Here is a 19,850-nt window from a genome sequence, read left to right as displayed (position 1 = left end):
GCGATTTAATCGTTAATCCCACAGCACAAGAAGTTTCTTAGAAGAAATACGGGTTAAAATCGCTAGAAATACGCTTACATACTTACTTAGTCTAAAGAAAATACCAAATAAAATAAGTTAACTAAATATTTTACTAAAAGATTACCTTTTCTTAAACTTGCACAATTAAAGTAACGGATAAACAAGTAAAAAATTCTGGGTCTATCTAACTTATAGATACGTTAAATCAGAAGTTGTTTTCATCCGAAGGTTTGGAGTTAGTCCCTAACTATCATTGATAAAAATAGACTTTCAGATATACAGATAAATTTTGGTACAAATTATTAGAGTTTCTTAATCATTGTAAATAGCAAGATTCCCTGATAATTATGTAGTTACAGTTAATGATGTATTCCACAAGTCCTATTTCAAAATCTTCTGCCGTGTCAAATACCTCTGCTTTCAGCATACAATTACCCCAGCAGATATTTACCCGTCGGGAAGTAATTCCACCTGACAATGACGTACTTTGGCGCATTGAACATGGTGCTGTTCGTACATTAACATGGGGTGAAGATGGAGCATTCATCACTCTCGGTTATTGGGGACTAGGGGATCTGATTGGTTATCCTTTGTCTAGGGTCAAGCCCTACCAGATTGAATGTCTCACTTGCGTAGAAGTAAGCATTGTACCACCTCATTTGTGGCATCAAGATATTAATGCTTTGTTGTCTCACATTCAACAGGCAGAGGATCTATTAAGTATTGTGCATCGAAAACCAATTTCGCTACGTTTATGGCAGTTTCTGGTGTGGTTAAGTGAAAAATTTGGACGTGACATAGATAAGGGTAAGCTAATTGATCTAAATGTTACCCATCAAGATATTGCTGAAGTGTTAAATACCACGCGGGTAACAGTTACTCGGCTCCTCCAACAGTTGGAAGAAGAAGGAACAGTTTTACGTCATAAGCGCCGCATTATTTTGCGACTACCAAATAAATTAATTAAAACCTATGGTTCAGCAGTATATTAATTGACTTGCTTGTAATAATCACAGGTTATAAGGTATAATCATCGCTGTGATTGTGTGTATAATTCCCGAAAATAAAGTGCTATAAGCATTTTATTAAGGATAGATTATGTAGGTGTGAGTGAGAGTAAAAACATGACAAAAGGATTCTGGAATCTTATTAAGGTTAGCCCGGTTGTTGTAGCTGCGACATTTTTCGCTGCCAATAGCGCCTTAGCTGCTGAAGTCAACGAACAAGTAACAAATGTTGCTCAGTTATCTGAAACTCAAGATAACAACATGAGTCAGGTAACATCAGTTTCTCAGTTTTCAGATGTGCAGCCCACAGATTGGGCATTCCAAGCTTTACAATCTCTAGTTGAGCGCTACGGCTGTATTGCAGGTTATCCCAACAGTACCTATCGTGGTAATCGTGCTTTAACCCGTTATGAATTTGCCGCAGGTTTGAATGCCTGTTTAGACCGGGTTAACGAATTGATTGCTACAGCTACTGCCGATTTGGTCAGCAAACAAGACCTAGCTACTTTACAGCGCTTACAAGAAGAATATTCTGCTGAACTAGCAACTCTGCGCGGTCGTGTTGATGCGGTAGAAGCTCGCACTGCTGAGTTGGAAGCGAACCAGTTCTCTACTACCACTAAACTGGTTGGGGAAGCAATTTTCAACGTGTCTGATGTTTTTGGTGGAAATGATGATGATGACGCTGGCAATCTTCCCAATTTAGATAGCAACACAGTTTTCTCTAACCGCGTTCGTTTAAATTTGTATAGCAGCTTCACTGGTACAGACCGATTGCAAATTCGGTTGAATGCTGCAAATATTGTTTCCAATTCTGTTGTAACCGGTACCAATATGACCCGGTTGGGTTTTGATGGAAATACCGGCAACAGCGTTGAAATCGATAAAGTTAACTACGCTTTCAACTTTGGTAGTGCAGCACGTGTAAAAGTTGATGTTACTGGTGCTGAAGTATACGAAAATATCAACAATTTCAACCCTGACTTTGCTAGTTCTGGTAGCGGCGCTATTTCTCGCTATGGACGTTTCAGCCCAATTTACCGACCTGGTTCTGGTGGTGCTGGCTTGACTGTTACCCTCAATCCTAAAGGTGCTATCAGCTTGTCTGCTGCTTATCTATCCAACGATGCTAACAGTCCTACTACCAGTGGTCTCGATCCTGATCTGAATAACGGACTATTCAATGGTGATAGTACCATTTTAGGTCAATTAGCTTTCCAGCCAAATCAAGCCTTGAACGTTGGTCTGACCTATGCTCGCAGTTACCAAGAAGATCCCAACGTCTTCGGAAGTACAGGTAGTTCCCTAGCCAATGATCCATTTGAAGGTGGTCGTACTGATTCCAATCATTACGGTGTACAGGCTAACTTTAGACCTAGCTCTAAGTTAACTATTGGCGGTTGGGCAGGCTTCAGTAATGTGGAAGCTAGAACTGGAGTTGCTGCCGGACAGAGTGCAGATGTGTTTTACTGGGCTGCTACTCTTGGTATTAAGGACTTTGGCAGAGAAGGCAGCTTGCTTGGCTTGATCTTTGGCCAATCACCCAGAGTAACTAGCAGTGAATTCGCTCCCGGTGGTGTAGAGCAAGAGGATATAGACACCTCTTATCACGCAGAAGCTCTTTATCGCCTAAAGGTCAGCGATAATATTGCCATTACCCCTGGTTTGTTGGTGATTTTCAATCCTGAACACAACGATGCTAACGATACCGTCTATGTTGGTACTCTGCGTACTACTTTCTCCTTCTAAATCAGTGATGAGAAATAACGCTCAGAATTAGATAAACAAAAGCCCACCTTTGAGGTGGGCTTTTGTTTAGATTTTTCAATCTAAGGGAACCGTCGTAATATCTTTTGAAGGGCGATCGCTACTCCAAGCCCACCACACAGAACCACAGTGACAGTAGTAAAACTCTTGCCATTTGCGACGACGGTCTTCTGTAAGTACAGGCGATCGCCGATTTAGCCAAACTTTTTCAGCTTCTCGGCTAGTTGAGTGGCAGTTAGGACAGCAAAAATCATAGGCATGTACTGCCTTATTCGTCCATTCAGGCGGGAGGGGAGCAAAAGCATCCATGTAGTTACAAGTGTAGTCTCAATTGTGATTCAAAACTTTGAGGTTTTGAATTTGGCGGCAAACAAGTTGTATCAAATCCCGTCACACTATCAAACTGCTTAATCAATATTCTTATGGCTTGACCTGAATCTATTCAAGACCGTGAGAGCATCTCACAAATCAAAGGTTAACACAAAAAGTTTATTTTTTACACACCTAGTTACGATGCACATTATGGCTAATAATTACATTTATGGAGCCAAATATTGAAATTCGCCGTTTGTTAGATGTGATGCCTGCTTCTGGTCGGATGACGACAAAAATCGTTAGTAAGCCGGAACAGGCAAAAGTGATTGACGCCTCCTTTCCCCAACCCTGGAATCAGGCGCGACCGATATATATTAATTTTGATTTGTGGCGTCGCTTGCCGAAACCGCAACGAGACTTGCTGCTGTTGCAGATGGTTAGTTGGTTAACGGGGGTAAAGTGGTTTAAACCCGACATTTATCAAGGTGTGGTGCTGGCTGGGCTGTTAGGCGGATTATTAGAAGCAGCACAGTCAGATGTGGTCGGTGTAGCCGTAGCTGGGGGATTAAGTGCGATCGCTGCTTTTCGGATCTGGCGTACTAATAAATCTCAAGAGTCAGAGTTAAATGCCGATGCAGCAGCAATTCGCGTAGCACAACGGCGTGGTTATTCCGAAGCTGAAGCAGCACAGCACCTGTTATCTGCAATTGAAGCGGTAGCCAAAATTGAAGGGCGTGCCAGTTTAAATTTTACCGAGTTGATTCGTTGCCAAAACTTACGAGCGATCGCGGGTTTGTCAGCAGTAGGTATGCCAGAAAGTTATAAGTAGAAATGAGTCAGAATTTAGCAGTCAGATGTAGCAAAATTTTTGATCCAAATAAGTTTCATTTTTAAATAATAATGCCAAATAAAAACATCATTAAATATACTTCAAGATTACCTTTTAAATCTCCTTGGTTTATTATCATTCTTTTTGCTGTTCTTGGTTTAATAGGTATTCTCAACCATTCGATGTGGCGAGATGAGGTAAATCCCTGGCTTATTGTTAGAGATAGTGATTCTTTGGGAAATTTAATTGCAAATATTCGTTATGAAGGTCATCCTCTTCTATGGTATTTTTCTCTGGAAATTTTGAGAAAAATAGTCGATAATCCTATTATTATGCAAATTTTTCATTTGGCAATTACTGTTGTTTCGGTGACTCTTTTTTGCCTATATAGCCCTTTTAACTATCAACAAAAGTTTCTGTTCTCATTTGGATTCTTTCCTTTTTACGAATATCTTTTAATTTCTCGAAACTATGCCTTTAGCATGTTGTTTACTTTTGCCTTTTGTACGATTTTTGCATCTAGAAAAATAACTTATCTTTATTTGGCCATTTTATTAGGTTTACTAGCAAATAGTAGTGCTTATGGTTTATTAGTATCATTTTCTTTGTCGTTGACTTTGCTAGCTGAATTTTGTTTTGATAGTGAACATCGCCAGCAGTATTTTAATCAAAGTCAAAAATATGATTTATTTTTAAGTATTGCAATTATCGCATTTTCTTTTATTTTATCGGTTTATATTATTAGTCCTCCAACAGACAGTTATCTTCACGGTGGGTTAAATAATGGTTGGGTAATGCAATTAGATATCCGTCATTTCTTGAGAAGTATAGGTAGAATATTTGGTAGTTATTTATTAATTATTCCTCAACACAAAAAATGGCTGGATTTAATTGTTTGTGCAATAATTACTTTATTCATTGTAATTTTAACCTTAATTAAATTATCTAAAAAACCAGTTCCTTTCTTTTTCTACATTATAGGTAATTGTGTAATATTTGCCTTTACCTACTTAAGATTTACAGGTATGCCTCGGCATTTTGGGCATTTTTATTTAGTTATGATAGCGGCTTTATGGCTGGGAAGTTATTATCAAGACTCGTTAGTTTTACTCAATAAGTTTTCTATTCGTCCAAATTCAATTACATTTGTTCAAAAATGGCATTATATTGCGTTGATGATAATTCTTTATGCCCAGTTTGTGGGAGGTATTTATAGTTTCTCAAGAGATTTAGTTGTACCCTTTTCTGCCAGTCGGGAAACAGCTCAATATATTAAAAAAACTGGCTTAGATAATGAGTTTATTGTTGCTAGTCGAGATGCAAACATGGCTCCTTTATCGGGTTATCTAAATAGAAAGTTTTACTATCCTGAGCTTCAAAAGATGGGAAGCTTTACCCTATTTAAAAACGGTCGTAAAGATGTTGAACAAGCTGAGATATTAAGCCAAATTAATTCTCTACTCAAAAATCAAGATGAGCAAAAGAAAATTTTGCTGATTTTAAATAACAAACTGACTGTCAATCGCAATGATTTAAAAATTATTCCAATCAAAGATTTTGAGAGAGCCTGGGTGGATAGTGAACAATATTATCTTTATTGGGTAGATGAAGTATAAGTATGATGTGCCACAGACTTTTGCAGTTTTTAAGCAGATTGGAGTGAATTTTCAAGCTAAAGAAAAGCCACAGCAAGAAACTAATCTTGCTTTCTTGGGCATTTTACAGTGTTGTTCTGTCTTAGAAACTTAAAGGCTTGACTGTTATATATAGGAATCATACTTGAATCTTGCTAAGTATACTGAGAAAAAAACCTTTGTATGGCAAGCTTCTAGCCAATTTGATTTTTGAAAAAACTCCGCACAGATTAAAAAGCCTTTTTGACTGTTGCCTATTGCCTTTTGCCTCTTGCCTACCCTGCAAATAACGCTTTTACGTCCTTTGATGCTAGCTTGCAACTAGTGATAAGTAGCTGCAATGGGTGAGGCTAATCTACACTGGAATAAGAGAATGTGTGTTTAACTAACTTAGATGTTCGAGAGAGACTGAAGAGTTTAGTCATACCTTCTCGGTGTTGGGTTATGAAGTGCTTACCTCATGTGGTAAAACTTAACTTAAATTCTGTCAGTTACTAAGGGAGTTGATAGGAATGGGTAACTTTATTATTTTTGCCTTGATAGTAGTTTACGGAGGCGGCGTTTGGAAGTTTTGGAATGGATTTGGGCGGACTAATTTTAATCCAACTTTGACCAATCGCATTGGTTTATCTTTACTATGGCCAGCTTTGTTTATTACAAATCAATCCTATCGCCGAAACTTTAGAAAGGCGTTGAAGGGCTAGAGTTTACTATTAAGCTTAAAGTCATCTGAATCTGATAGTGGCATATATCCCAATATAAATCTAACCCACCAACCCCCTTTCCCTACTATAGGGAAAGGGGGTTGTGTTTTTCTCATCTTAGGAGGAGAGTAATTATGGGAAGGATAAGTTCGTAGTCTTTACAAGTGCAACCCGTTAGTAATTGGGAAGTATTTTAGCTGATGGATTTACGAATTATTTGCCATTGGTTAGCAGATGGATTGCTGCACCTACAGCTGCACCATCAACAGCATTCCCAAGGGTATCTTTGCCATTGCCAGTAATTACGCCAGTTACTGCGCTAGCGCCTGCACCGACTCCGACATCTTGAACAACGCTCCGGTTACGGCGATTGTTTCTCAGACCATTTGCACCATTAACAGCTGCACCAGTGACACCACCTCTTACAGCATTGTTTAATACATTACCCTTTCCTCTAACTGCTCCGGTGACTACATTGGTAACAGCCCCAATACCTGCATCTCTTAATACTTGGTCATCAGCAGCAGCCGGTTTAGCGGGAACTATTGTGACACCAGCTAAACTTGCAGCCATGAGGCTGGGTAGAAGTGTGCGCTTTAGGATATTATTCATTGTGTTACCTTCTGAAAACATCAAACAATTGGATAAAGTCGAAGTTACTGGAGTTAGAGAAAATCATATTTTTTCAATCGGACAACAGCAACTATCTATTGTTTGAGGACATATAGATAATAGTCGCATTTATAAAGTTATAACTGCATCCCCTGAAAGCATGAATATAGATTAAGTCTTTAGAAGGCCTTGCTGATTTATTAGGCGATACTAAAGATTACACATTGGCAGAATGAACTAAAGATGCAATGGAAATTTTTAGGTATGAAAGAATGTTTAATTTTTTCAGTACTAGCAAGCGATTTCTGATAAGCAATCGTGTACTGTTTACTCTATCTATCTAAAGATAGTTGAAAAAATAAGTAAACTAATATAAGTAGTGGAGTTAATATTCAATTATCTTAGTTTAGCAGCCAAGCGTTGCGATCGCGCTTCTGCTTGCTGCGATCGCTCCTATCCTGTTTGTAGCAAATCACCCTGATTAAGCTAATCGGCATTTAAATTGCAACATAGGCACTATTGCCCTTGTTTTTTATATTTCGATGCCACTTAATGGCTAGCTCACCCTGGTTCAATAGCCTATCGAGTAAAGACTTTAACTCATCTACTGATTGAAATAGACGATGAGCAATGTATTCCTTACATGAATACCAGACTAATTCGATGATGTTGTAATCAGGACATATGCAGGCAAAAACTCTAATACGAAGTTAGGGAGTTCCTGGGCGATTTTAGCGAGAATGTCCTTACGTTTATGGAAACTAGCATTATCTAAAATTAAAATAATCTTGGGGCCAATCTTCTGAAAATCATCGTTGCTGAATCCAGAGCTGATCCACTCTTCTTTAATTAATTTATTTAGTTGCTGCAACTGCTCATAAAAGATATCTCCCTCACCTTTTTTAATAAAAAAACATACCCGTTTCCGATCTCCTTCTCGGATTCCTCCCATAACATTGACCCGACCACGCCGACGTTGCCCTGTAAGATTTTTGCGTTTTCCTCGCTTACCCCAATTTTTACGGCGAATCACACGTAAACTGAAACCACTCTCACGCCCATTTCCATACCTGCATCCGCTCTGGTTGCTCTCTTGCTATTGTCAAATATTGGGCAAGCTTCTCTTGGAATTCTGCTCTAATTAGAGGATCTTGTTTAGATTCTAAATCATACTTAGCCCAAATATAACTATACTTTTTTCGCTTTAATATCCTCCTAACTTGAGAACTACTTAAATCAATTCCTGTTTGTTCTGTTAAATATGTTGCTAATCTTTCTGCTGTCCATCAACCAAATTCATAACCCAAATCTGATGGTTCTCTATCAACTGTTTTTAATAACAGTTCAATATATTCAGGCGTGGCTTTTCGGTTATGCTCATACTCTCGTTTATTATGTAAACTTTCTAGGTTATCTGGATCTCCATGCATACACCAATAAGCAACAGTTCTGGGCGAACAACCTAGAAATCTAGAAATTTCTTGTTGTGTTTTGCCATCGTTTTGGAGCAGAATAATTAAAATTATTTCCCTTACGTGCGGTAGTTCGCTCTCCTTAAGAGCCTGCTGTAGCTGAGTAACTTGTTCTAAAATTAAAAAGTTTTTGGCTGGTGGTGGCATACTTTTTTCAATCGGCTCTGCATTTATATTATGCAGCTTAAATGCCGATTAGCTTATTCCACCAGCGCAACCAGGGTAATTCTAGATTTTGATAGCGGCATTTTTTATAGGTGGTTGCGGGGCTGCGATCGCCTCAGCTAACTACAATAGATTGAATTTCTATTGGGGGTTGAATCTCTATTTCAACTTGAGCTTCAACAAAAGGCGTATAAATTGGAATATCAGCTTGTATGGCCTCAAAGCTCACAATTAGAGAGTATGGAACGCTAGCTTCTGGATCATTATTCCAACCTTCATGTCCAACAACTGCAATGGAAAATGCTTCTGTAAGTTCAAATGAATTTACAACAGCCCAATCTTTTTGAAGGGTTCCTGCACTTCTAGATACACCTTTAATTATTCCGTGATGATTTTGTTTGCCGAGCATCCATTTAAAAAGACCTTCTCCCTTCTCTGCATCTTCTGGAGCATCAAACTCTTTCAAAACTCTAGCTTTAAAAAGTTCTGGATCTTCTCCTTTTTTACTACATTCCCAATCAAGCCAAGTTGAAAGATATTTTCGACGATTTCTACGGGTTCGACGTGGTTGAGCTTTGTATGATAAAGTAACCTCCAGAAGAATCTTAAATGCCTCTCCTTGAGAACGTAATTTTTCTGGCAGTTTTACTTGGTAAATATGAGCTTGTTTAGCTACAATGCGGCGCTCTCCTGTTGTCATCAAAGTGATTCTATTGGGAGCATTACCCAAAGCACGATCAACATTGGGAAGACCATAACCAATTTGACGTAAAATGTGCAGTTTATCGCCACCATATCCCACTATCCATTCTGGCCATCTTGCTGATTGTATTATTAATGCACGGTAAAGAAGGCAACTCTCATTAGGTAACTCGGCTGCAAGACGTGCAGCAATATTGCTTACTTTTGGTGCTGCAAAGGAAGTGCCAACTTTATCAGCCCCAATTGCTGGGCCACCGTTCAAAGTTGACCGTACTAATTCGGGACAAACATCTTTAGGAAAGGTGATGTTTGGTGGCATACCTTCATCTGTTACTAAATCTCCACCATACTCAACCACTTCCGGTTTAATCGTCTCCCAAATTCCTAATCCGCAGCATGAAAAAGCTGAGGTTCTATCTTTCTTTGCAATCGAAGAATAAGGTGGTGCATGATAATAATTCAAAGCAATAGAGCCAACCGTTAAAGCTTGAAAACTTTGTGCAGGGTTAGCAATCCTGGATGAATCTTCTAATAAATAGTCTGGATATTGTCGATTTGCTACTATATGTTCTCTCACAGATAATCTTGTAAAGCCAATTCTACTGTTGAGAGGTAAATTTCCTGCTGCAACAATAAATAGAATATCCCTTTGCCATGTCAAATTATCAATAGATGATGCCCAAGCACTCATATATCGGGTTAGGCAGGGAACAGAACCAGTAATAGAATGGTTAAAAATTCTAGTTCTTGTTTGTTCTTGATAAAATTCAACAATCTCACCCAGAAGATTCGGTGGAAATAATTGTTTAGGTAGTTTGCGGTTAGCCTGAAGAACTCTGGCATTTTGAATCCAGCAAACAGCCTTTTCATTACCACTACGAGGTATAGTTCTTGGATAAAGGATTGCACCAGCGACACTTGTTCCATGTCCACCATTGCTAACATAGTCTGGAGTTTTATCAGTTTCTCCTGGAACCCAAGACCTTGAGTTTTTTGAATCAATTGCTGCTTTTAGCAGAGAATGTCTTTCTTGAATACCACTATCTATAACGCATACTCTAGGAGCATTTAAGTCTGGCGATTCTAGTTGAAATGATGGAGAGTTAATATTAGATAGGTCTTGTCGCTGAATAATTTCAGCAAACTCATCTGGCTCACTAACATCAAAAATATAGGGGAAATTCTCAACTAAATCTTTTAAACCTTTACCTGAAATTTGAATTCGACATGAAAAGCTATCAGGCAAAGTAGCTGTACCAAGTTCACCTCCATCATCTTGAAAACCTTTGATAATATTGCCTTTATAAAATTGAATAAACTCTTCAAATTCGTCTTGCCTTTCCCAAGATATTCCTTCCCATTCTTGCTCCGTTAACTGACGTTTCTGAATCCACTTATTAACTCGTGTTGTAAAATTATCATTAGTTTCATTAGGTTGGAGTTTTGGATAATTAGGCAGCTTGGTTTTGGTTCCCACACAAGCAATACCTACATCAACAGTGTATATCTGCTCTTCCTTTATAACAAGCCATGTCTCATATAATTCAGCAAATAAGTTTGGAGAAAGAATCAATTCTGGCTTTTTTTTACCATCTATTATTTCCCAAATTTCAGCAACTTTATTACCACCATACTGCTCATTAATAAATTTTTCTATTTTCTCTTGTAGTTCACTAAGTTCTAAATCTGCTGATGCTCCGATAATATATCCATCTTCTGTATCAGCAATCAATTCAATACCATATGCTTTCAACCCATCTGGATTAAAAGAATCAGGATCAATTTCTAAGATAATACGTCGAGATTTAAGTGGCGGCTTCTCTTCCTGTTCTCGTTCTTCTTGAGTTTCTTGCCATTCAAATATCAAGGAGTCAACCGAACCTTTAAGCTTACCTCCATGTCCCTGGCGATTACCCAGATTAACAACTGTTATAGGATTTTTTTTTCCTCCTCCTGGTGGCGATGCAGCACGTCCTTCTGTTGTCAGCCTAAGCTGGATATGCGGAAAACCCTGAGAACCTTCAACCATTTGTTTCTCCGAACACCAAAAATTAATACTAAAAAACTTTGATTTCTGCGATCGCTTCTTCTAAGTGTTCTTGAATCACTAGCTCCTCTCGCTCAAGAATTGCTCTTTTAGCTGCATCTTGTGCAACCCTCACAGCTTGAGCCGCAGAAAAATCTCTCATCTGCTCAATGATCCTTGGCCAGTTGATAGATCCCACTTCAATTGCAGATAGTGTTTCCTTTAGTATAAATTCTAGCTCCTGTTCTCCGGGTTTGGGTACTGCGATCAAATCATCAAATCTTCTCCAAAGAGCAGTATCCAGAGATTTATTCAAATTCGTTGCTGCTACTAAAAGCCCTGAAGAGGGTTGATACTCATCCAAAATTTGAAGAAATGTATTGACTACTCGCTTAATTTCTCCTACTTCTTGAGAGTCTTCTCGTGTCTTAGCAATTGAGTCACATTCATCAAGAAACAATAAACATGGACTTTTTGAGGCATCCTCAAATACAAGTCTTAAATTGCTGGCAGTTTCTCCTAAAAAAGACGACACCATTGCATCAAACCGAACTTTCAAGAGTGGTAAACCTGTATTCCAAGCTAAACGTTCTGCTCCTAGTGTCTTTCCACACCCAGGAGGCCCATATAAAAGAATTTTTTGTCTGTAACGCAATCCATGATGAGCAAGCCTGTCTCTTGCCGCATACTCGCGTTCAATTCGACAGAAACGTTTTTCAATATTTATTGGCAACACCATGTGATGCCGCAAATGATCCCTTGGTATGATAGTTACTAAGGGAAGATTAAATCGCTTACTGGTTGATAATTCAGTGAATGTCTGTAATTTTTCTGGTATTGAAAAAGCAGGTTTGCTGATGTTAGTAGGCTTCTCTTTCTGGCTTTTTTTAGTGATATTCTCTAACTGGTCAGCTAAGAGAGTATGTCCCTTACTGCGTTCTTCCTCAATGACTAAATATGTCAGCTTATCAATCGCTTCTTGATCTGAACTAGCGATCGCTCTAAAAAATCTCTTGAGAAGCTCTGCTTTCATACTGCCTCTCAGTATAAATAGTAATTTTAGACTAGTTTAGTACTATTGTACTATAAAAGTATAGTGCGTTATAAATTATAACGCAATCGGCTTGTTTCTAATCATTATATTAAGTTATGTAACAATAAATCATTCTTATGCTTAGGAATTTACTATATCTAAACATAAGACATTGCTTTAAGGTCTATATCATCTTCCCCTTCAATCAATAACAAAGTCATCATATCTCCCTCAACAAACCCTGTTAATCTGAAATCAGACATAGCTTTTAGTTCCTCCATAGAAACTTTCTCAGAATAGTATTTAAATATCATTTTAATGGCTTTATCTTTATCTAGATAATACTGATAGCTACTATCCTTTTGCATCAAATGTTCTACAATTTTTGTTATCCGGGCTAGAAGTACGTCTCTTTCCTCAGAAACTCCCTGCATAACTTCCTCCCAATTAGTAAGTTATTACTCCAATTATAGCTAATCTTTCTTTACATAAAAAAGGCGGGCCTTTCAGCCCACCCCACAAGATTTTGAGAATATTCTGTTGCTATTAACCCAACAATTGTTTAGCTTTAGCTAATACATTATCAACGCTAAAACCAAACTTCTCTAAACAAACACCACCTGGAGCAGAAGCACCAAAGCGATCGATACTAACGCAATCGCCTTCAGTACCCACATATTTGTGCCAACCGAAACTGCTAGCAGCTTCTACAGACAAACGCTTGGTGACAGCTTTCGGCAGAATGGACTCTTTATAAGCCGCATCCTGTGCTTCAAACAATTCCCATGAAGGTAGCGAGACGACACGAACTTTCTTACCTTCAGCCTTGAGTTTTTCGGCTGCGCCAACGGCGAGGCTCAATTCTGAACCAGTACCAATCAAGATAATATCAGGCGTACCTTCGCTATCAACAACGGTGTATCCACCCTTAGCCACACCCTCAACTGATGTACCTGCCAAGTTTGGAACGTTTTGACGGGTGAACGCCAACAGAGACGGAGCGTTTTGCTTCGCTTGCTCGATCGCTATTTTATAAGCGCCAGAGGTTTCGTTACCGTCTGCGGGACGGAACACGGTTAAATTAGGAATGGCTCGCAAGGAAGCGAGAGTTTCAATGGGTTGGTGTGTTGGGCCATCTTCACCTTGTCCAATGGAATCGTGAGTCATCACCCAAATCGCGCCAGCTTGAGAAAGGGCGGATAAGCGGATGGCAGCACGCATATAATCTGTGAAGATCAAGAAGGTAGCACCGTAGGGAATTAATCCCGAAGTGTGTAGCGCTATACCATTACAGATTGCGCCCATAGCATGTTCCCGCACCCCAAAGTGGATGTTGGGGTTTTCGTAGTGCCCTTTTTGGAAGTCGCCCTTGCCCTTGATTTCGGTTAAGTTGGAGTGGGTTAAGTCAGCCGAACCACCAATCAATTCAGGCAAAACTGCCGCTAGTTTGTTGAGGCAGGTTTCTGAGTGTTTGCGGGTGGGCAATCCTTTATCTTCGGGGGTGTAGGTGGGTAGTACTTTATCCCAACCGTCGGGTAGTTTGCTGCTAACGTAGCGTTCAAACTCAGCCGCTTCTTGAGGATACTTAGCTTTGTAGTCGGCAAATGTTTTGTTCCATTCGGTTTCGTAACCTGCGCCGCGTTCGACTGCTTTGCGTGTGTGGTTGAGAGCATCTTGGGGAACATCAAAAGGCTCGTATTCCCAACCCAAATTTTTCCGAGTTAATGCTATTTCGTCTCCACCCAAAGCAGCACCGTGAATACCAGCAGTGTTTTGTTTGTTGGGGGAACCGTAACCGATGGTGGTTGTCACCTTAATCATTGATGGTTTATCGGTGACAGATTTAGCTTCTTCAATTGCTTTGGCGATCGCTTCTAAATCGGTATTACCGTTCTCAACATGCAAAACGTGCCAACCGTAAGCTTCAAAGCGCTTGGAAACATCTTCGGTGAATGCCACATCTGTGGAACCGTCAATGGAGATGTGGTTGTCGTCGTACAGAGCGATGAGTTTGCCTAATCCCAAGTGTCCTGCAAAAGAACAAGCTTCACCGGAAATCCCTTCCATGTTGCAACCGTCACCTAAAATTACGTAGGTGTAATGGTCAACAATCTTGGTATCGGGTTTGTTATATTTAGCGGCAAGGTGCGCTTCGGCGATCGCTAAACCAACTCCATTAGCAATTCCTTGACCCAAGGGGCCAGTTGTAACTTCCACGCCTGGGGTCATGAAGTTTTCGGGGTGTCCAGGGGTTTTGGATTCCCATTGACGGAATTGTTTGATATCTTCAATGGTGACGCTATCGTAGCCTGTAAGGTACAGCAGGGCGTACAGCAACATCGAGCCATGACCGGCAGACAAGACAAAGCGATCGCGGTTAAACCATTTGGGATTCTTGGGATTAAACTTCATGAAGCGATCCCAGAGGACAAAAGCCATTGGAGCCGCGCCCATTGGTAGTCCTGGGTGTCCCGATTTTGCTTTTTCTACGGCATCAACAGCCAAGAAGCGGATCGAGTTAATAGCCAGTTCTTCGACGGACAATTCTTTGGCAGATTGGGTTGCAACAGTCATAATCTCTTGTTTTTAACGACGGGTTAGCACTCTTCGTAGCTTCTCTTGCTGGGGTTATTTTAGATTCCCCACAGTATCCTCATCATCCCATTCCCGCTTGTCCATCGACAAGCGGGATCTCCTGAGTTTATGGTGATAAATCAAGCTGATAATTGGGTCATGTTGAACGCTTACTTTATATCGGAATGATATTTCTGATACTTTGGGCATTGGGCATTGGGCATTGGGCATGGGGCATGGGGCATTGGTTATAATTCTTCCCTCACTCCCTCATCCCCCTGCTCCCTGCTTCCCTGCCTCCTGCCTCCTGCCTCCTGCCTTCTTTTAAACGTATTTCTTAAAGGCCAGTGTGACATTATGACCGCCGAACCCAAAAGAATTGGATATTGCCACCTCGACTTTTTGAGCGCGGCTATAGTTAGGCACGTAATCTAAGTCACACTCTGGATCAGGATTTTCTAGATTGATTGTCGGTGGAATTTGGTCATTAGCGATCGCCAATACTGTTGCGACTGCTTCAATACCTCCAGAACCGCCTAATAAATGACCTGTCATCGATTTGGTGGAGCTAATTGCCACCTTATAAGCATGTTCTCCCAAGGCTTTTTTGATTGCTGAAGTTTCAGTTGAATCATTAGCTGGGGTACTAGTGCCGTGGGCATTAATATAGCTAATTTCTTCGGGAGTTATGCCGGCATCTTTGAGCGCTAATTCTATCGCTCTAGCGGCTCCTAGTCCACCAGGGACAGGGGAAGTGATATGGTAGGCGTCACAAGTCATACCATAGCCGATCATTTCGGCATAAATGTGAGCGCCGCGACTTAGGGCGTGTTGGAGTTCTTCTAGAATTAAAATTCCTGAACCTTCACCCAAGACAAATCCATCGCGATCGCGGTCAAAGGGACGGCAAGCATGAGCCGGATCGTCATTACGGAAAGAAAGGGCTTTGCAGGCGGCAAACCCAGCCATCGATAATGGTGTCACAGCTGCCTCTGTTCCTCCGCAAATCATCGCCTGGGCATATCCCCCTTGAATTAAGCGAAAAGCATCGCCTACAGCGTTGGAACCAGCGGCGCAAGCAGTTACAGGACAGGAGTTTGGCCCTTTAGCACCTGTGTGAATTGCCGTTAATCCCGCAGCCATATTGGCAATCATCATCGGTATCATGAATGGACTACAGCGATCGGGCCCACGGTTGAGGTAGATAGTTTGCTGATCTTCTAGTACCTTAATGCCACCAACGCCAGAACCGATCATGACACCTACCTGTTCTGCATTCAGGTCATTAATCACTAACTGCGCGTTAGATAGAGCCTGTTTTGCTGCCGCAACCCCAAATTGGGAAAATCGATCCATGCGCTTGGCCTCTTTGCGCTCCAAGTAATCATGTGGATCGAAGTTTTTCACCTCACCAGCAATGCGGCAATCATGGCGAGACGCATCAAAAAATGTGATGTAGTCAATGCCATTGCGTCCACTTAATAATCCGTCCCAATATTCTGTTGCTGTGTTACCTATAGGTGTAATTGCGCCAACACCAGTTACAACAACGCGTTTACGTGTATGATCTGTCATGATTCAGTTAAAAATGGCGAAAAAGCAGCAGGCAAAAAATTTGGGTTAGCGAGTAGGTAATGGTGAACCAGTGTGGTGTTGGGGGTTTCCACGCTACAAGATCACTTTAGGAGACACGCCAGCTCCTCCACTTCGGGAAACCCCAGACGCTCGTTCGCCTTTGGCGTCTTCCCTTCTCCCATTCGTGAGAGGCTAGCGCCTGCCGTAGGATACCAGTACCCTACGGGGAAGCAAGCTACACGTAGCGTCTCCTTTAGGAGAAGTGCTGCCCCATTGATCAACTGGCGTTAGCGACGTTAGGAGCGTCACCCGAACGCAAGAGCGTTTCCATCACGAGAAGGGTGACTAGGTAAAAAGAAAAATCTCCCCAATCCCCAATCCCCAATTAAGCTGATGCGGTAACTTTGTTATTGATGTAATCTACTGCGTCTTGAACCGTTAAAATCTGCTCGGCAGCTTCGTCGGGAATTTCGATATCAAATTCTTCTTCCAAAGCCATCACTAGTTCAACGGTATCTAAGGAGTCTGCTCCTAGATCGTCCATAAATTTGGATTGGGGTGTGATTTTGGCAGCGTCGTCAACACTCAGTTGTTCGGCGACGATTTTCTTGACCTTATCAAAAAGTTCCGTTTGGCTCATAAATACTAAAAGTCCTTAACCAGTTGCTAGGATCTACTCTTTAGAGGAGACATTGTTTTGAGCATATACATCTTATCGTCAAGCGTGATCGCCCGTATACTGCCAAGGGTTTTTCTGTTAAAAAACCTTTCTTTAAAAAAAATAGGGTAAGTTTTCTGGGAACACTTGAGTAGTGGAGCGGGCTACGCCATCGTCGATACATGTAAATGCTTCGGTTGCCTAATTATTGCTAATTTTTTTTACAATGTCTCGATCAGTATTTAAAGCCTTGCTAGCAATGAGAATATGTAGACGCTGCGGCTTTGAACCTAGATGTTTAAAAGGTCGCTGAACGTCAAACATCAGAACTTCGGTGCTAACAAGGGATGATAAAACAGTTATTGTTTAGAGCGATCGCTCTAACCCAAACATATCTCTATGCTACCTCACACCCTGAAATACGCTTACTTCCCTGGCTGTGTTGCCCAAGGAGCTTGTCGGGAACTTTACCAGTCAACTCAAGCGCTTACCCAAGCATTGGGTATTGAACTGATTGAACTTAAAAAAGCTGCTTGCTGTGGTTCTGGCACATTTAAAGAAGATTCTAAACTGCTAGAAGATACAGTCAACGCCAGAAATATTGCCCTAGCAGAAGAATTAAATCTCCCCCTACTTACCCATTGCAGCACTTGTCAAGGTGTTATCGGTCATGTAAATGAACACCTGAAAGAATGCCAAACATCTGACCCTGCCTACATTGAACAGGTTAATGGCTTGCTGCATAAAGAAGGCTGTTCGCCTTATCGCGGCAGTACCGATGTTAAACATCTCCTCTACGCCTTGGTAACAGATTACGGTTTGGAGGAAATTACCAAACGTGTCACCCGGAAGTTAAGTGGATTAAAATGCGCGGCTTTTTATGGCTGCTATCTCCTCCGTGCCCAAAAATCTATGCCTTATGACGACCCGTTCCAACCGGAAGCGATGGAAAATATGTTTCGGGCGGTGGGTGCAACACCAATTTATTATCGAGGCCGGACGCAATGTTGTGGTTGGCCCCTTGCTAGCTATGCCACTACCCAATCTTTCAAAATGGCGGGGATGCATATTCAAGACGCTTTGAGTTCTGGTGCTGACTGTATAGTTACACCTTGCCCACTATGCCACTTAAATTTAGATTCGCGTCAGCCAGAGGTAGAAAAGGTTATTGAACAGAAGCTAGGTTTACCAGTGTTGCATTTATCTCAGTTGATTGCTTTGGCACTTGGGGTTAGTCCAAAAGAACTGGGTTTAGAACGCCACGTTGTTTCCACCAAGCCAGTGCTAGAAAAGTTAGGATTTTATTAAGCTCTTTACTCTGTGTTCTCTGCGCCTCTGTGGTTAAATAAATTACTTTTAAACCGCAGAGGCACAGAGAGCGCCGAGAAAAAAGAAGAGATTTTACAAGTCACCTTGAAAGGGCTAGTACAGGATTGCGTAAATAAGCAGACCATTGAAAAGCCCTAAACAGCTTATTCCATAGTACTTTTGACTTTTTACTTTTGACTTTTGACTTCCCCAACGGGGTCGCCAGGGCTATCTTTGAATTTACGTTGTAATTGTTTTAGCGATTGATACATATCTGGCAGGCGGCTATAAACAGCACATACCTTGAGATACAGCTTATAAGGAATGGCTGGAGTTCCGCAGACAACTTCTCCTGGTGCAACATCGCTGTGAATTCCAGCTTGAGCAGATGTCATCGCCCCATCTCCCATCTTCACTTGATTGGCTATTCCTGTTTGTCCAGCTAAAATAACGCGATTTCCCAGTTTAACACCCCCCGCCATGCCAACCTGACCTGCGATCGCACAGCCAGAACCGATTTGGCAACCGTGACCTATTTGCACTAAGTTATCAATTACTGTATTGCGACCTACCCTTGTTTCTCCAACGGCTGGGCGGTCAATGCCACTGTTGCAGCCAACTTCCACCCCATCTTCTAAGACAGTGTAGCCAGATTGTTCCATTTTGAACCAGCCAGTCCGGGTAGGAACAAAACCAAAGCCTTCTGCACCGATGACAGCACCACTGTGAATCACACAATCTGCACCAATGCAGGTGCGTTCGTGGATGGTACAGTTGGCGTGTAAGGTGGTGCGATCGCCTATTTTGGCATCTGGATAAACCACCACATTGGGATGAATAATTGCGCCATCGCCAATTTCCACCCCTTGCTGAATCACGGCATGGGGGCCAATATAAACATCACTACCAACTTTTGCCGTGGAGTGGATCACAGCAGTGGGATGAATTTCTGGGATAGGGCGATATGGTTGGTAAAAAAGTGCGATCGCTTTGGCAAACAACAGTCGCGGATCTGAGGTCGCTATCCAGACAATACCGTTCTCTTGTGCAAGCACCTGTAATTTTTCGTCCTGGGGCAAAATTAAAGCACTAGCATCAGTCTTACCGATAAAAGACCCAAATTTTGCCCCTTCTACGTAGCTGAGAGTACCGATGGTAGCCTCATCAATAGCTGCCACCCCTATAATTTCTGGGTCATGGTCAGGGTTACTAGTCAAGCTATGATTGGTAGCGGCATCACCAAATTGGCGGAGGATTTCACTGAATTTCATTGTTGGGTGTATTAAACATTGATCTACAATGGCAAGACAATTTTCCCTCTTTATGCTCCATTAAGGTTCAGTTAGCGTCAAAAACCATAGTTGGGTTACGCTGTGGGAAGCCCCTTTGGGTCTCAATACTTGTCGGTTAAGGGGAAAAGGGGAAGGTGGGGCCCCCTCTGGGGATAA

The 19,850-nt window shown here is 41.3% G+C and carries 17 protein-coding genes and 1 pseudogene; 7 read left to right on the top strand and 11 right to left on the bottom strand.

Going from position 1 to position 19,850, the window contains the following annotated elements:
- The first annotated feature begins 383 nt into the window (after nucleotides 1–383).
- Complete coding sequence (locus VB740_RS11055) at nucleotides 384–1,013, top strand: Crp/Fnr family transcriptional regulator (protein WP_323200050.1); 630 nt, start codon at nucleotides 384–386, stop codon at nucleotides 1,011–1,013.
- 132 nt (nucleotides 1,014–1,145) lie between these two features.
- Nucleotides 1,146–2,777, top strand: a complete 1,632-nt coding sequence (locus VB740_RS11050; protein WP_323200049.1) for an iron uptake porin — start codon at nucleotides 1,146–1,148, stop codon at nucleotides 2,775–2,777.
- A 75-nt stretch (nucleotides 2,778–2,852) separates the two neighbouring features.
- On the opposite strand, the gene VB740_RS11045 is transcribed toward VB740_RS11050, so the two are convergent.
- Entirely contained in the window at nucleotides 2,853–3,104 is a 252-nt protein-coding gene (locus tag VB740_RS11045) for a hypothetical protein (protein ID WP_323200048.1), read from the bottom strand.
- A 232-nt stretch (nucleotides 3,105–3,336) separates the two neighbouring features.
- Here VB740_RS11045 and VB740_RS11040 point away from each other — a divergent pair, with 232 nt between their 5' ends.
- The 4 genes from VB740_RS11040 (at nucleotide 3,337) to VB740_RS11025 (ending at nucleotide 6,277) form a co-directional block, all read left to right on the top strand.
- Nucleotides 3,337–3,939: a DUF3318 domain-containing protein gene (locus tag VB740_RS11040; protein WP_323200047.1), complete on the top strand. Its 603-nt coding sequence runs from the start codon at nucleotides 3,337–3,339 to the stop codon at nucleotides 3,937–3,939.
- A gap of 71 nt (nucleotides 3,940–4,010) precedes the next feature.
- Nucleotides 4,011–5,555 (top strand): hypothetical protein, encoded by a 1,545-nt coding sequence (locus VB740_RS11035; RefSeq protein WP_323200046.1) that lies wholly within the window; start codon nucleotides 4,011–4,013, stop codon nucleotides 5,553–5,555.
- Complete coding sequence (locus tag VB740_RS11030) at nucleotides 5,545–5,688, top strand: hypothetical protein (RefSeq protein WP_323200045.1); 144 nt, start codon at nucleotides 5,545–5,547, stop codon at nucleotides 5,686–5,688. The genes VB740_RS11035 and VB740_RS11030 overlap by 11 nt, the downstream gene beginning before the upstream one ends.
- Before the next feature lie 397 nt (nucleotides 5,689–6,085).
- Entirely contained in the window at nucleotides 6,086–6,277 is a 192-nt protein-coding gene (locus VB740_RS11025; RefSeq protein ID WP_118167650.1) for a hypothetical protein, read from the top strand.
- A gap of 213 nt (nucleotides 6,278–6,490) precedes the next feature.
- On the opposite strand, the gene VB740_RS11020 is transcribed toward VB740_RS11025, so the two are convergent.
- From VB740_RS11020 to acpP, 9 genes and pseudogenes are all read right to left on the bottom strand, one after another.
- On the bottom strand, nucleotides 6,491–6,889 hold the full coding sequence (locus VB740_RS11020; protein WP_323200044.1) for a hypothetical protein: 399 nt from the start codon (nucleotides 6,887–6,889) through the stop codon (nucleotides 6,491–6,493).
- A gap of 497 nt (nucleotides 6,890–7,386) precedes the next feature.
- Nucleotides 7,387–8,508: pseudogene (locus VB740_RS11015) on the bottom strand (IS630 family transposase).
- A 133-nt stretch (nucleotides 8,509–8,641) separates the two neighbouring features.
- Entirely contained in the window at nucleotides 8,642–11,257 is a 2,616-nt protein-coding gene (locus VB740_RS11010) for a S8 family peptidase (RefSeq protein ID WP_323200043.1), read from the bottom strand.
- 28 nt (nucleotides 11,258–11,285) lie between these two features.
- Nucleotides 11,286–12,287: an ATP-binding protein gene (locus VB740_RS11005; RefSeq protein ID WP_323200042.1), complete on the bottom strand. Its 1,002-nt coding sequence runs from the start codon at nucleotides 12,285–12,287 to the stop codon at nucleotides 11,286–11,288.
- Nucleotides 12,288–12,445: 158 nt separating this feature from the next.
- The gene (locus tag VB740_RS11000) at nucleotides 12,446–12,721 is read right to left on the bottom strand and encodes a hypothetical protein (RefSeq protein ID WP_323200041.1); all 276 of its coding nucleotides are present in this window, start codon (nucleotides 12,719–12,721) and stop codon (nucleotides 12,446–12,448) included.
- A gap of 112 nt (nucleotides 12,722–12,833) precedes the next feature.
- A complete protein-coding gene (tkt, locus tag VB740_RS10995) occupies nucleotides 12,834–14,861 on the bottom strand; it encodes a transketolase (RefSeq protein ID WP_323200040.1) in 2,028 nt (675 codons plus the stop codon).
- Nucleotides 14,862–14,915: 54 nt separating this feature from the next.
- The gene (locus tag VB740_RS10990; RefSeq protein ID WP_323200039.1) at nucleotides 14,916–15,092 is read right to left on the bottom strand and encodes a hypothetical protein; all 177 of its coding nucleotides are present in this window, start codon (nucleotides 15,090–15,092) and stop codon (nucleotides 14,916–14,918) included.
- Nucleotides 15,093–15,185: 93 nt separating this feature from the next.
- The gene (fabF, locus tag VB740_RS10985) at nucleotides 15,186–16,436 is read right to left on the bottom strand and encodes a beta-ketoacyl-ACP synthase II (RefSeq protein ID WP_323200038.1); all 1,251 of its coding nucleotides are present in this window, start codon (nucleotides 16,434–16,436) and stop codon (nucleotides 15,186–15,188) included.
- Between the two features lie 385 nt (nucleotides 16,437–16,821).
- Nucleotides 16,822–17,076, bottom strand: a complete 255-nt coding sequence (gene acpP / locus VB740_RS10980; protein WP_323200037.1) for an acyl carrier protein — start codon at nucleotides 17,074–17,076, stop codon at nucleotides 16,822–16,824.
- A 417-nt stretch (nucleotides 17,077–17,493) separates the two neighbouring features.
- On the opposite strand from acpP, the gene VB740_RS10975 reads away from it, so the two are divergent.
- Nucleotides 17,494–18,402: a CoB--CoM heterodisulfide reductase iron-sulfur subunit B family protein gene (locus VB740_RS10975; RefSeq protein ID WP_323200036.1), complete on the top strand. Its 909-nt coding sequence runs from the start codon at nucleotides 17,494–17,496 to the stop codon at nucleotides 18,400–18,402.
- 188 nt (nucleotides 18,403–18,590) lie between these two features.
- Here VB740_RS10975 and lpxD read toward each other — a convergent pair whose 3' ends face one another.
- The gene (lpxD, locus tag VB740_RS10970; RefSeq protein ID WP_323200035.1) at nucleotides 18,591–19,673 is read right to left on the bottom strand and encodes a UDP-3-O-(3-hydroxymyristoyl)glucosamine N-acyltransferase; all 1,083 of its coding nucleotides are present in this window, start codon (nucleotides 19,671–19,673) and stop codon (nucleotides 18,591–18,593) included.
- Nucleotides 19,674–19,850: the final 177 nt, after the last annotated feature.

It is taken from the genome of Nostoc sp. UHCC 0251, assembly GCF_034932245.1.
In the GTDB taxonomy this organism is placed as follows: Bacteria; Cyanobacteriota; Cyanobacteriia; order Cyanobacteriales; family Nostocaceae; genus Nostoc.
This window is presented reverse-complemented; position numbering and strand designations above follow the sequence as displayed.

Excerpts from the sequence above, each read along its gene's own strand:
- acpP (WP_323200037.1), bottom strand. The coding sequence starts at position 17,076 with ATGAGCCAAACGGAACTTTTTGATAAGGTCAAGAAAATCGTCGCCGAA.
- VB740_RS11035 (WP_323200046.1), top strand. The coding sequence starts at position 4,011 with ATGCCAAATAAAAACATCATTAAATATACTTCAAGATTACCTTTTAAA.
- VB740_RS10975 (WP_323200036.1), top strand. The coding sequence starts at position 17,494 with ATGCTACCTCACACCCTGAAATACGCTTACTTCCCTGGCTGTGTTGCC.
- tkt (WP_323200040.1), bottom strand. The coding sequence starts at position 14,861 with ATGACTGTTGCAACCCAATCTGCCAAAGAATTGTCCGTCGAAGAACTG.
- VB740_RS11030 (WP_323200045.1), top strand. The coding sequence starts at position 5,545 with ATGAAGTATAAGTATGATGTGCCACAGACTTTTGCAGTTTTTAAGCAG.
- lpxD (WP_323200035.1), bottom strand. The coding sequence starts at position 19,673 with ATGAAATTCAGTGAAATCCTCCGCCAATTTGGTGATGCCGCTACCAAT.
- VB740_RS11040 (WP_323200047.1), top strand. The coding sequence starts at position 3,337 with ATGGAGCCAAATATTGAAATTCGCCGTTTGTTAGATGTGATGCCTGCT.
- VB740_RS11020 (WP_323200044.1), bottom strand. The coding sequence starts at position 6,889 with ATGAATAATATCCTAAAGCGCACACTTCTACCCAGCCTCATGGCTGCA.
- VB740_RS11005 (WP_323200042.1), bottom strand. The coding sequence starts at position 12,287 with ATGAAAGCAGAGCTTCTCAAGAGATTTTTTAGAGCGATCGCTAGTTCA.
- VB740_RS11055 (WP_323200050.1), top strand. The coding sequence starts at position 384 with ATGATGTATTCCACAAGTCCTATTTCAAAATCTTCTGCCGTGTCAAAT.
- VB740_RS11050 (WP_323200049.1), top strand. The coding sequence starts at position 1,146 with ATGACAAAAGGATTCTGGAATCTTATTAAGGTTAGCCCGGTTGTTGTA.
- VB740_RS11025 (WP_118167650.1), top strand. The coding sequence starts at position 6,086 with ATGGGTAACTTTATTATTTTTGCCTTGATAGTAGTTTACGGAGGCGGC.
- VB740_RS11000 (WP_323200041.1), bottom strand. The coding sequence starts at position 12,721 with ATGCAGGGAGTTTCTGAGGAAAGAGACGTACTTCTAGCCCGGATAACA.
- VB740_RS11045 (WP_323200048.1), bottom strand. The coding sequence starts at position 3,104 with ATGGATGCTTTTGCTCCCCTCCCGCCTGAATGGACGAATAAGGCAGTA.
- VB740_RS11010 (WP_323200043.1), bottom strand. The coding sequence starts at position 11,257 with ATGGTTGAAGGTTCTCAGGGTTTTCCGCATATCCAGCTTAGGCTGACA.
- VB740_RS10990 (WP_323200039.1), bottom strand. The coding sequence starts at position 15,092 with ATGCCCAATGCCCAATGCCCAATGCCCAAAGTATCAGAAATATCATTC.
- fabF (WP_323200038.1), bottom strand. The coding sequence starts at position 16,436 with ATGACAGATCATACACGTAAACGCGTTGTTGTAACTGGTGTTGGCGCA.